The sequence below is a fragment of the Faecalibacterium langellae genome, from assembly GCF_002549775.1.
GTDB lineage: Bacteria > Bacillota > Clostridia > Oscillospirales > Ruminococcaceae > Faecalibacterium > Faecalibacterium langellae.
Map to the genome: position 1 here is coordinate 61,289 of NZ_NMTR01000014.1, position 11,673 is coordinate 72,961.

At 56.3% G+C, this 11,673-nt stretch carries 12 protein-coding genes and 3 tRNA genes; 10 read left to right on the forward strand and 5 right to left on the reverse strand.

The genetic code is table 11. The features are described 5' to 3' along the window. Positions 1–83: 83 nt before the first annotated feature. From CGS49_RS05590 to CGS49_RS05610, 5 genes are all read right to left on the reverse strand, one after another. Positions 84–1,301, reverse strand: a complete 1,218-nt coding sequence (locus tag CGS49_RS05590) for an iron-containing alcohol dehydrogenase (protein WP_097800898.1) — start codon at positions 1,299–1,301, stop codon at positions 84–86. Positions 1,302–1,521: 220 nt separating this feature from the next. Continuing rightward, positions 1,522–1,597: transfer RNA gene (locus CGS49_RS05595), tRNA-Thr, on the reverse strand. Between the two features lie 3 nt (positions 1,598–1,600). Further along, positions 1,601–1,677: transfer RNA gene (locus CGS49_RS05600), tRNA-Asp, on the reverse strand. 213 nt (positions 1,678–1,890) lie between these two features. Continuing rightward, a tRNA-Trp gene (locus tag CGS49_RS05605) sits at positions 1,891–1,966 on the reverse strand. 61 nt (positions 1,967–2,027) lie between these two features. Further along, positions 2,028–2,495 carry an RrF2 family transcriptional regulator gene (locus CGS49_RS05610; RefSeq protein WP_097800899.1) on the reverse strand — a complete coding sequence of 156 codons (468 nt, stop codon included), beginning with the start codon at positions 2,493–2,495 and terminating at the stop codon, positions 2,028–2,030. Positions 2,496–2,624: 129 nt separating this feature from the next. Between CGS49_RS05610 and CGS49_RS05615 the strand changes: the two genes are divergently transcribed. The 10 genes from CGS49_RS05615 (at position 2,625) to CGS49_RS05665 (ending at position 11,653) form a co-directional block, all read left to right on the forward strand. Beyond that, on the forward strand, positions 2,625–2,948 hold the full coding sequence (locus CGS49_RS05615) for a rhodanese-like domain-containing protein (protein WP_097800900.1): 324 nt from the start codon (positions 2,625–2,627) through the stop codon (positions 2,946–2,948). 265 nt (positions 2,949–3,213) lie between these two features. Further along, the gene (locus CGS49_RS05625; protein ID WP_097800902.1) at positions 3,214–3,648 is read left to right on the forward strand and encodes a hypothetical protein; all 435 of its coding nucleotides are present in this window, start codon (positions 3,214–3,216) and stop codon (positions 3,646–3,648) included. Positions 3,649–3,799: 151 nt separating this feature from the next. Continuing rightward, positions 3,800–5,017 carry a cysteine desulfurase family protein gene (locus tag CGS49_RS05630; RefSeq protein ID WP_097800903.1) on the forward strand — a complete coding sequence of 406 codons (1,218 nt, stop codon included), beginning with the start codon at positions 3,800–3,802 and terminating at the stop codon, positions 5,015–5,017. A gap of 1 nt (position 5,018) precedes the next feature. Further along, entirely contained in the window at positions 5,019–5,459 is a 441-nt protein-coding gene (nifU, locus tag CGS49_RS05635) for a Fe-S cluster assembly scaffold protein NifU (RefSeq protein WP_097800904.1), read from the forward strand. A gap of 147 nt (positions 5,460–5,606) precedes the next feature. Further along, positions 5,607–6,401 carry a hypothetical protein gene (locus CGS49_RS05640; protein ID WP_097800905.1) on the forward strand — a complete coding sequence of 265 codons (795 nt, stop codon included), beginning with the start codon at positions 5,607–5,609 and terminating at the stop codon, positions 6,399–6,401. Beyond that, the gene (locus CGS49_RS05645; protein WP_179859035.1) at positions 6,402–7,199 is read left to right on the forward strand and encodes a hypothetical protein; all 798 of its coding nucleotides are present in this window, start codon (positions 6,402–6,404) and stop codon (positions 7,197–7,199) included. It abuts the gene before it with no gap. Positions 7,200–7,523: 324 nt separating this feature from the next. Then, on the forward strand, positions 7,524–8,093 hold the full coding sequence (locus tag CGS49_RS05650) for a Sec-independent protein translocase subunit TatA/TatB (RefSeq protein ID WP_097800907.1): 570 nt from the start codon (positions 7,524–7,526) through the stop codon (positions 8,091–8,093). Positions 8,094–8,184: 91 nt separating this feature from the next. Then, positions 8,185–8,388 carry a twin-arginine translocase TatA/TatE family subunit gene (tatA, locus tag CGS49_RS05655; protein WP_097800908.1) on the forward strand — a complete coding sequence of 68 codons (204 nt, stop codon included), beginning with the start codon at positions 8,185–8,187 and terminating at the stop codon, positions 8,386–8,388. Between the two features lie 2 nt (positions 8,389–8,390). Next, positions 8,391–9,191: a twin-arginine translocase subunit TatC gene (gene tatC, locus CGS49_RS05660; RefSeq protein WP_097800909.1), complete on the forward strand. Its 801-nt coding sequence runs from the start codon at positions 8,391–8,393 to the stop codon at positions 9,189–9,191. A gap of 671 nt (positions 9,192–9,862) precedes the next feature. Then, complete coding sequence (locus CGS49_RS05665) at positions 9,863–11,653, forward strand: glycoside hydrolase family 2 protein (RefSeq protein ID WP_242975388.1); 1,791 nt, start codon at positions 9,863–9,865, stop codon at positions 11,651–11,653. Positions 11,654–11,673: the final 20 nt, after the last annotated feature.

Below are 11,673 nucleotides of genomic sequence, written 5' to 3' on the forward strand. Positions count from 1 at the left end.
TCCAAAACAAAAAACGGCTGCTGTCTCTCAAAGTGAGAAAACAGCAGCCGGAATGGGAGGCTTATACCGTTACGCCGTCAGGCTCAGAAGTCCACCTCGGTGTCGTAGTAGCAGCACTTCAGCAGCTTTTCCATTTCCTCCTGGCTGGGCTGGCGCGGGTTCGAGCCGGTGCAGGCATCGGCAATGGCGTTTTTGGCGATCTCGGGCAGACGCTCCAGGAACACTTCCTCCGGCACAAAGCCCTGCTCGGCGGGGTAGGAGTCCGGGCCGTAGTGCTGGATGCAGTGGGGGATGTTCAGCGCGTCGTTCATACCGCGCAGGTACTCGATGAGCAGCTTCACCTTCTCGTCGTCGGTGGTGCCGCCCAGCTTCATCTCGTCGGCGATGACGCCGTAGCGCTTCTTGGCCTCGGGGTCCTTTGCGTTGAAGGCAATGACCTTGGGCAGATACATGGCGTTGGCTGCACCGTGGATGATGTGTGCGCCGTAGTCTGCAAAGGCCGCGCCGGTCTTGTGAGCCATGGAGTGCACGATGCCCAGCAGTGCGTTGGAGAAAGCCATACCGGCAAGGCACTGGGCGTTGTGCATGGAATCGCGCTTGGACATATCGCCGTTGTAGCTGTCCACCAGATCGCCCTGGATCATGCGGATGGCAAAGATGGCCAGCGGGTCGGTGTAGTCGCAGTGTGCAGTGGAAACGTAAGCCTCGATGGCGTGGGTCATGGCGTCCATGCCGGTGTGGGCCACCAGCTTCTTGGGCATGGTCTCGGCAAGGTCAGGATCAACGATAGCCACGTCCGGGGTGATCTCAAAGTCTGCAATGGGGTACTTGATGCCCTTCTGGTAGTCGGTGATGATGGAGAAGGCGGTCACCTCGGTAGCAGTGCCGGAGGTGGAGGAGATGGCACAGAAGTGTGCCTTGCGGCGCAGCGGCGGGATGCCGAACACCTTGCACATCTCCTCAAAGGTGATGTCCGGGTATTCGTACTTGATCCACATGGCCTTGGCCGCGTCGATGGGGGAGCCGCCGCCCATGGCGATGATCCAGTCCGGCTCAAACTTCAGCATGGCTTCGGCACCGCGCATGACCGTTTCCACGGAAGGATCGGGTTCAATGCCCTCGAACAGCTCCACTTCCATGCCGGCTTCCTTCAGGTAAGCCACGGCGCGGTCCAGAAAGCCGAACCGCTTCATGGAGCCGCCGCCGACGCAGACGATGGCCTTTTTGCCGGTGAAGGACTTCAGCGCTTCCAGAGCGCCTTTGCCGTGGTACAGATCGCGGGGAAGGGTAAAACGAGCCATAGGGGTTACCTCCATTTGTTCAAACTACTCTCTGCTGCGGCCCGGGAAGCCGCCTTCTATACTATGACAATTGTATAACAATCATGCAGCAACATCAATTGACGGTTCCGAAGGAAAGTTCCCCGCATTTTTGGGCAGAGTAGCCAAGCAGATGGATGCAACAAAGAAACGGCAAACAAAAAAACACCCCGAAGTCCTAAGACTTCGAGGCGCTTGCCTGTGGAGCTGCTATCCAGATTCGAACTGGAGACCTCATCCTTACCAAGGATGCGCTCTACCAACTGAGCTATAGCAGCAAATGGCGACCCGGATCGGGCTCGAACCGACGACCCCCAGCGTGACAGGCTGGTGCTCTAACCAACTGAGCTACCGGGCCATGATCGCTCAAGTTTCGCGCGGCGCTTACCGCCGGAACGTGCCTTATTATATCGAAAAAAGTCTGTCTTGTCAAGCACAAATTTCAGAAAATCAGAAAATTGTGCAGCAGATGCAGCTCCCGGTCACGACCCCTCTGGTGAAAAGGCATTTGGAGCGGCCCGCAGGCACATACAAAACAAAACGCACAAGTTCTGAAGAACCTGTGCGTTTGTGGCAGGGGTAGTAAGTCTCGAACTCACGGCACGCGGTTTTGGAGACCGCTGCTCTACCAACTGAGCTATACCCCTAAATTGTGACATTCGCTGAATGCTAGATTATTATAGCCGATGCAAACGCGAATGTCAAGCATTATTTTTCAGCTTTCGTGCTGCACCCGCAGCAGCCCTCTTTTTTCGCGGTGTCGGCGGCGGGCAGCTGGCTGGCCAGCTGTTCCAGCGTGACGCTGTCGATGTACTGGTTGATGACCTCGTCCAGCCCGGTCCAGAAGGGCAGGGTGAAGCACTGCTCGGACATGGGGCACTCGTTGGTCTCGCTGCCCAGGCAGGGGATGGGGGCCACGCTGCCCTCGATGGCGCGCAGGATCTCACCGGCGGTGTAGTCGGCGGGGGCTTTGGTCAGGCGGTAGCCGCCCTGACTGCCGCGCTCGCTTTTCACAAGGCCCACGCGGGCCAGCGGGGTGACGATCTGCTCCAGATATTTCAGGCTCAGGTTCTGCCGCTCGCTGATCTCCTTGAGCGAGACGGTGGTGCCCGGGGCGTAGCGGGCCAGTTCGGCCATCAGGCGCAGGGCGTAGCGGCTTTTGGTGGAAAATTTCATGGTGATTCTCTCCTTACTGCTCTTTATAGTATAACACGCCGCACGGCTTTTGCAAAGGTATCCTCTTGTGCAAACAAAAAAGGTCTGTTATCATAAGATGGATAAGACGTTATCGCAAGGAGTGAGAGTATGAGTGAGAAGATAACCCCCGCAGACGCCATCCGCCTGCTGGATGCGGGCAGGGCCGTGGCCGTGGATGTGCGGGAGCCGGACGAATTTGCTGTGGGGCATATCCCGGGCGCAAAGCTGCTGCCGCTGGGCAGCGTACTTGCCCGCGCCGCCGAGGTGCTGCCGGAGAAAGACGCCGCATGGCTGATCTACTGCCGCACCGGCCGCCGCAGCGCCGACGCCGTGCAGAAGCTGGAAAGCCTGGGCTACACGAACCTGTATGATCTGGGCGGCATTTTGAGCTGGCCCTATGAGATCGAGGGAGATTTTGAGGGGCATTTTTAAGGAAAACCATTGAAATGCCCTCCGCTTACGCTCTGGGCATAAATAGCGGAAAAATTATTTTTATTTCGCGTTTGGAGCGACCGCGTTTGCGGAGCGCAGCGTAGCAATGAAAGCCCCAGTGGGGCTTTTAAGCGGCAGAGCGGTCTGCGTTAGCAGATGGAGGGGCTTTGCCCCGACAAGCTCTGCGGGCCACTCCAAACGCATTTTCACGAAAAGGGTCGTGAAGAAAAACGGCATATACCATATAACAGAAAGGACAACTGCCATGTCGTTCCACGCAAAAGATTTCGCCGGCAGCCACTGCGGCTGCCGCTACCAGCAGGACTACCGCCCCACCCTTGGCCGGGACGGCAAGAAGGAATCCGGTACGCTGGAGGTCATCAAGTTCTATTACGATGGTGCCATCCGCTTTGAGCAGCACTGCTACGGCGAAGCGGCCACCTTCGTGTTCGGCGTGTGGGCGTCCGGCATGGATGCGGACGGCACCCTGCACTGGGTGCTGCCCGACCGCCGCAAGAGCTACTATGACGAAGCCTACCTGCCCAAAAAGCTGGACCGCGTGGACGAAGACGGCAGTCTCTATTTTGACGGCAGCGTTTTTCCATGGAAACTGGCCGATGACTTTGCCGAAGACAAGCGCTGGGGCTACCCCAAATGGAAAGTAATGCTGGGAAAACTGACCGGTAAAGGCAAAAAATAAGTCTGAATCACGAAAATATAGTATTCCTATTGACACAGTAGGGGATAATACGGTATAACTATCTCTGTCAAAATGAGAATTTGCGGGCAAATGCCCGGACGACGCGGAGCGCAAGAGAGACGCCCTGCGCCCGCCAGAAAGGATAATTCCGATGGAAAATATGGAGAAAGTGGTCTATCTGGACAACGCCGCCACCACGGCCTGCGCGCCGGAAGTGCTGGCCGTCATGGTCGAAGCACTGAGCGGTGCCTGCGGCAACCCCAGCAGCCATTACAGCGTCGGCTACGAAGCCAAAGAGTTCGTGGACGCCGGCCGCGCACAGGTGGCAAAGGCCATCAACGCTTCCCCCGCCGAGATCTTCTTCACCGGCTGCGGCTCCGAGGCGGACAACTGGGCCGTGAAGGGCTCTGCCTTTACCAAGGCACGCCAGAACAAGAAGCACCTCATCACCAGCGCATTCGAGCACCATGCCATCATGCACAGCATGGCTGCACTGGAGCGTCTGGGCTTTGAGGTCACCTATATCAAGCCCACCGCCGAGGGCTATATCCGCCCCGAGGACGTGGAGGCTGCCATCCGCCCCGATACTGCCCTCGTCAGCATCATGATGGCCAACAATGAGATCGGCACCATCCAGCCCATCAATGAGATCGCTGCCATCGCCCACAAGCACGGCGTGTGGATGCACACCGACGCCGTGCAGGCCGTGGGTGCCATCCCGGTGGACGTGAAGGAGCTGGGCGTGGATATGCTGTCCATGAGCGCCCACAAGTTCAACGGCCCCAAGGGCATGGGCGCACTGTACTGCAAGAAGGGCGTCTGGCCCCAGAACCTGATCGACGGCGGCAGCCAGGAGGCCCGCCACCGCGCCGGCACTGAGAACGTGGCCGGCATTGCAGGCATGGGCAAGGCACTGGAAATTGCCACCACCCATCTGGGCGAGCGCATGGCCCACGAGCAGCAGCTGCGTGATTACGTCATCGACCGCATCCTGAAGAACATCCCGGAAGCCCGCCTGAACGGCGGTGTGGAGCACCGCCTGCCCGGCAACGTGAACATCAGCTTCCCGGGTCTGGAGGGCGAGACCATCCTGCTGGATCTGGATATGCACGGCATCTGCGCCTCTACCGGCTCTGCCTGCAACTCCGACAGCCTGGACCCCAGCCATGTTCTGCTGAGCATCGGCGTGCCCGAGGAGATCGGTCATGGTTCCATGCGGTTCACCTTTGGCCCGCAGAACACCATGGAAGAAGCAAAATATCTGTGTGACGTGCTGGAGGAGGTCATCCCCCGCCGCCGCGCAATGAGTTGTATGTGGCTGCAGGGCCAGAACAAGGCCCGCCAGTTCAGCCTGAAGGGAGAGCAGTAAGATGGCAAGCATGTATAGCGCAAAGGTCATGGAGCATTTCGCAAATCCGCACAACGTGGGTGAGATCCCCGACGCAAACGGCGTGGGTGAAGTGGGCAACCCCAAGTGCGGCGATATCATGCGCATGTACCTGAAGATCGAGAACAACGTGATCGTGGACGTCAAGTTCCTCACCTTCGGCTGCGGCGCCGCCATTGCCACCAGCAGCATGGCCACCGACCTGATCAAGGGCAAGACCATCGACGAGGCCCTCAAGCTGACCAACAAGGCTGTTGTGGAAGCGCTGGAAGGCCTGCCCCCCATCAAGGTGCACTGCTCCGTTCTGGCGGAGCAGGCTGTCAAGGCTGCTCTGTCCGACTACTACCGCCGTCAGGGCATCGACCCGGAACCCATCGTGGGCAAGATCGAGGAAGACTGCGACCACTGCGAGAGCTGCGGCTAAAAGCTGATATCTGAAATAAGAACGCCTGTTATTGGACAATATGCCCGATAGCAGGCGTCTTTTTTGTGGAAATGGGAATCCTTTACAGCATATTGAAAAATGATATAATAGAGAAAAGATTGTTGCCTTTTCAAAAAAGGAGGAAATATGAAAAAATGCAAACTTGCAGCAATGGCGTGGCTAAGTGTATGTATTGTTCTGTTTACTTCCTGTGGCAATTCTGCGGGGGTGTCTGCTAGTTCCACTAGCGAGGTGAAAAGTACGGCTGTAAGCGAAAGCACAGCGGAAGAAAAACAGCCCTATGAGATACTTCGTGAGAAAGAAGATGAAACAAAACAGATTGCGGCAGACGAAGAACAGCAGACGAAAGAACTTCAAGATGCATTGAGCGAATTTGAGTTTCTTTATACAGAATTTGAAGGCGGCGATGCCCTGATGGGGGTGAGTCTGCATTGTGATAAAGTAGCAGAGAAAGGCGAAAGTTGTATCTTGCCGGTTCTTTATATATTTGGCCCGTCGATGCCACCATATTTGTGTGTGGGATTCAATTATATAGGCGACGAATATCTGGATATGGATACAGTGGAGATTGATACAGATAATTACAGATATACTTATGACAGCGAGAGCTTTATGCAGGAAGTTCAGAAAACTACAGCAGAAGTGAACGATGGTAAAGAAAAAGCGGACGAGCTGGCGTTGAGACTTGTGACGGAAGACGATATAGATAATTTGGCGGATATTATAAAATCCGATAAAGTACAATTGACATTTGCAAAGTATAATACTGCAAAACCTGTTTTTGTAGAATGTGAGATGCCGGACGAAGATAGACATGCTATTACGGATGCTTTGAACGCGTATTACCTATACTTGAATGCCAGTGAGAGGGTGCGCGCAAAGGCGCTTGCAGATATTTCGTATACCGAAGTTGAATCATAAATGAAAGGGGCAGATAGAATGCGTAGAAAAATCACGGCCATAATTTTAGCAATGTTAATGATTCTGACGCTGACGCCGATGAATGCTTTCGCGGCAGCGCCGTCTGTGCAGGAAGTGGAAACACTGATTGCACAGATTGGAACAGTCACGCGCGAGAACCGCAGTGCAGTTGAAAAGGCTGTCAATGCTTATAACCAATTGGACGATGCTTCTAAGGCTGGCGTGTCAAATTTTGCTGTGCTGGCCGAAGCACAGCAGATTTTGGGCATCAAGGATGCACTGGCTAAGTTGGAAATGCATCAAGACAAAGTTGAGAATACAAAAATATGGTTTAGTCCATATACTGAAAAGTGTGAAGAAACTGGTCAATCGGTGGTAGCGCTGTGCATTGGAATGAAAGAAAATATTAATATGCCAATGTTGATGATGTCAATGGAGTACATAGGAGATAAAGACTTAAGAATGAATGCAATCAAAATAAGGGCAGGCGATAATAAATTTACTTACAATTCTGGTGCGTTTGAAAAAATAGAACGGGGAAACATAAAAATAAATAATATAGAAAAATATGCAGAACGTGGTACGACATGGGTGGAAGAATTTGATATTAAAATGTTGAAAGAATTTTTAAGTGCAGATGAAGTAATCGTAAGATTCCAAAGAGAAAACTATGGTACAACAGAGTATATTGATCATACAGTGACTCCAGAAGAACGTCAGGCTATCACGGATGTATTGAATGCCTACAATCTTATGTGCTCGGTCAGTCCGGAAGTGTTGCACAAGGCGCTTGCGTAATTTTGGACTTCCGGCCCGCCGACCACACCACGGTTGTATACTGTCCGAAACGTAATAATTGCATATAAAAATATCGTTTGTTGATAAAAAAGCCCTACTTGCTCACTCGTTCATGAAAAGTTCATATATTGTTCAGAATGAGTTCACCACTTTTCGGTATAAGTAGGGCAACAAATGCGCAAATGCGCAGGACCCAAGGTGGATACCGGCGAAACACAGCGAGGGAAACCGAAACGCGGCTGCCTTTGCCGGGGCGCAAAACGCCCCCGGTCAGAGCATCGGCGCTGGATGGCCCGGCCCGCACAGGAAAGGAATTGGATCATTATGAAAATTGGTTTTTGGGAACTTGTCGTGGTCGTGATCGTGGCGTTCGTGTTCATCGGCCCGGATCAGCTGCCCGTCTACGCAAAGAAGATCGGCAAGATGCTGCGTGAACTGAAAAAGTACACCGGCGCTGCTTCCGAGGAGATCCAGAAGAACGTGGTGGAACCGCTGAATGAGATCCAGGCTCCCCTCAAGGAAGCCGTTGCCCCGCTGACCGATATCAAGAAGGATATCGACAACAGCGTGAAGGATGTGACCAAGAGCTTTACCGGCATTGGCAAGACCAGCAAGGAGGAGGCCGAGAAGAAGGCCGCCGAGGCTGAGGAAGTGGTGGACCTGACCGAGGAGCCGGTGGAAGAACTGGCCGAGGATGCCCCCACCGAGAAGGCCGAGCCGGTCATCCCGCCCGAGCAGCAGCCGAAGGCCCAGCCTGCCGAAGCCCCGGCTGAGGAAGCTGCTCTCGCAGAAGCTGCCGAGGCTGCCCCGGCACAGCCTGCTGCTGAAGCGGCCCCTGCCGCCGCACAGCCCGAGGAGGACCCCCGCCAGAACGATATCCTGCCGCAGGACTGATTACTTACTGGATGCACCCGCGCCCGCGGTTGCCTGATACATGCAATAAGCCCGCCACGCGGCGCGGCAAAGTAAAAAGGAGATTTTTATTATGCGTATTGGTACTAACGAACTGCTGATCATTCTGGTCGTCGCTCTGCTGATTTTTGGACCCAAGAACCTGCCGAAGCTGGGCAAGATGTTCGGCAAGACCATCAACGGCTTCAAGAAGGGCATGGAGGACGAGGAAGGCTCCGATGATTCCGAGGAGAAGACCGAGAAGAAGGTTTCCAAGAAGGACGAAGACGAGGAGTAATTGTGGCTACGAACGTTAAGCGCAAAAAGAAAAAAGCCGAAGTAATGGCAGAGGACGGCAGCATGACGCTGACCGGCCATCTGAAAGAACTGCGGAACAGGCTGATCATCTGCGCGGTGGTGTTCGTGGTGGGTGTTGTGGTCTCGCTGGCATACGCCGACCGTCTGATCGATCTGCTCACTGCCATGGGCCGCGAGTATTACCAGTTCGTGTCCATTGCCCCGCAGGAAAAACTGATGCAGTATTTCCGGGTGTCCATTCTGGCAGGCGTGGTGGTCACTGTGCCGGTGGCGTTCTACCACATCTATGCATTTGCAAAGCCGGGCCTGAAAAAGAGCGAGAGCGCCTTTTTCAAGCTGGTCATGCTGCTGGGCCTGATCCTGTTCTGCGTGGGCGTGCTGTTCGCCTACAAGCTCATGATGCCCTTCATGCTGCGTTTCCTCAGCACCGGCATCAATGGTGCAGAGTACATCCAGACCACCACCAGTATCGAGAGCTATGTCAACCTCTGCTTGACCATGTTCATCATTTTTGGCTGCGTGTTTGAGATGCCTCTGATTACCATCATCCTTTCCAAGATGGGCATTATCAACCCGCAGCTGCTCAAGCAGGTGCGCGGCGTTGCCATCGTGCTGATTTTCTTCATCGCGGCTGTTGTCACCCCGCCGGACATCGTGTCCCAGTGCATGGTGGCGGGCCCCATGGTGCTGCTGTACTTCATCAGCATCTTCCTGAGCGGCATCTTCTACAAGCCGCACAGCGACGATGAGGATGACGAGGACGAGGAAGACGACGAGCAGTAAGCGCGCGGCCCCATCGGCTTTCTGAACCGAAAATGCAAAAGCTGCCGTACCGTTTGGTGCGGCGGCTTTTTTGTTAAGAATGGGTTCCCGCAAAGTGCGATTTCGAGTGGGGGCAGGTCTTATGGCTTTTGCAAAGGGCATCGCCGCCGGGACGCTCCGCTGGGCCAGAGGACAAGAGGGGCGTTTCGATGCGCCCCTCTCATCCTCTGGACTCCACTTACCCCTGACGAAAAAGGGGCTACTCGCCCCTTTTAAACCCCAAAGCAGAAGGGCTCCATACAAAAAAGCTAGCCGCTTCGCTCAACGCTTTTTTGTGTTCCGCCGATTTATAGGCCCCTCAGTCGCTGCGCGACAGCTCCCCGCAGGGGAGCGGGTGCAGCAGATGCCGTTTCCCACTGCGACCCCTCCCGTGAAAAAGAGTTTTAGAAAAATCCGCAGATTTTTCTAAAACTCAAATATAAAAATAATTTTTCCGCTATTATTGCAACGGCGACGACTGCGGCCTGCGGCCGAAACAGGGAGGAGCTGTTGGGGCCGTGGCCAGCAGGATGCAAGGCCCGCTCAAGGGCCGTAGCAGACGCTGGGTGCCACAACTCGTCCAGAGCGAAGCGGAGACAATTTTAAATCTTATTGCTTAGTCACTACAAACTGTGCTAGAATGGAGCCAACAGATGAAAAAAGGTGGTGGCACCATGCATCCTTTGCCCGAATACCCCCGCCCGGCTCTGCGCCGGGACAGCTGCGAAAACCTCAACGGCCTGTGGCAGTATGCCATTACCGCCTCGGCAGAGCACCCTGCCGCATGGGACGGCAGCATTCTGGTGCCCTATTCCCCGGAAGCGGAAGCCTCCGGCGTGGGCCGCACCCTGCAGCCCGGTCAGTGGCTGCACTACCACCGCTTTTTTGCCCCGCCTGCGGGCGAAGGCGGCCGGGTGCTGCTGCACTTCGGCGCGGTGGATCACGCCTGCGCCGTGCAGGTGAACGGCCATCTGGTGGGCGGCCACCGGGGCGGCTACTGGCCCTTCAGTTTTGACATCACCGACCAGCTGAACGGCACCGGGCGCAACAGCCTGTGGGTGGCGGTGCAGGACCCCACCGGCAGCGGCACCCAGGCCCGAGGCAAGCAGACCCTGAAGCCCGACGGCATGTTCTACCCGGCCCAGAGCGGCATCTGGCAGACGGTCTGGCTGGAGCGCGTGCCGGAAAATTACATCCAATCCCTGACCATCACCCCGGACTACGACGCCCGCACCGTGACGGTGAAAGCCCACACGGCAAAGCCCGGCGGCGCGGCGAACCTCTGGGCCGTGGTGCGGGCCGGGGGCGTGACCATCGCTGAGGACTGGGGCAGCGACGACGCCGACCGCGACGGCGAAGTGACGCTGGACATTCCTCCGGAACACTTCTTTCCGTGGAGCCCGGACACGCCCTTCCTCTACGACCTGACCGTGGGCACCACCCAGGGGCCGGAAGAAGACTTTGACACCGTGCACAGCTACTTTGCTCTGCGCAAGTGGAGCTGCGTGCCGGATGCCCACGGCGTGCTGCGCTTCTGCCTGAACGATCAGCCCATTCTGCTCAACGGTCTGCTGGACCAGGGCTACTGGCCCAAGGGACTGTACACGCCGCCCTCGGATGCGGCGGTGGAGCGGGAGCTCAGCGAAGTAAAAGCCCTGGGCTTCAACCTGCTGCGCAAGCACGCCAAGATCGAGCCGCAGCGCTGGTATTATCACTGCGACAAACTGGGTCTTGTGGTCTGGCAGGACATGGTGAATGGCGGCAGCGCGTATAACCTCTGGTTCGTCACCTACCTGACCAACGTCCTGCAGCCGCTGCTGCGCCGCCTGCCGGATGCAGAGCCCCTCTGGGGCCTGCTGAGCCGGGGCAAGGATGCAAGCCGGGAAGAATACCGCCGTGAGCTGGAAGCCACGGTAGACGCGCTGCGGTGCCACCCGTGCATCGGCTGCTGGGTGCCCTTCAACGAAGGGTGGGGCCAGTTCGATGCGGCCGGGGCGGTGCAGGCCCTCCGCACGCGGGACGACACCCGCCTTGTGGACGAGGCCAGCGGCTGGTACGACCAGGGCGGGGGAGATGTGCACTCCCTGCACAACTACTTCTACCCGCTGCATGTGCGGCCCCAAAAACGCACCGTGGCCCTGAGCGAGTACGGCGGCATCGCATGGCCCATGCCCGGCCACGAGGCCCCGGGCAAAACCTATGGCTACGGCACCGCCAAAAGCCGGGAAGAACTCACGGCCCGTTACAAAAAGCTGCAACTGGGCACCGTGCTGCCCCAGCTGAAAAAAGGCCTTTCGGCGCTGGTGTACACCCAGCTCACCGATGTGGAGGACGAGGTGAACGGCTTGTTTACCTACGACCGCACAGCCATCAAGCCGGACGCCAACGCGGTGCGCTCGGTGAACGCGGCGCTGGCGGCGGAATTTGCAAAAGTGACAAGATAAAATTCTGCAAAACGAAAGCC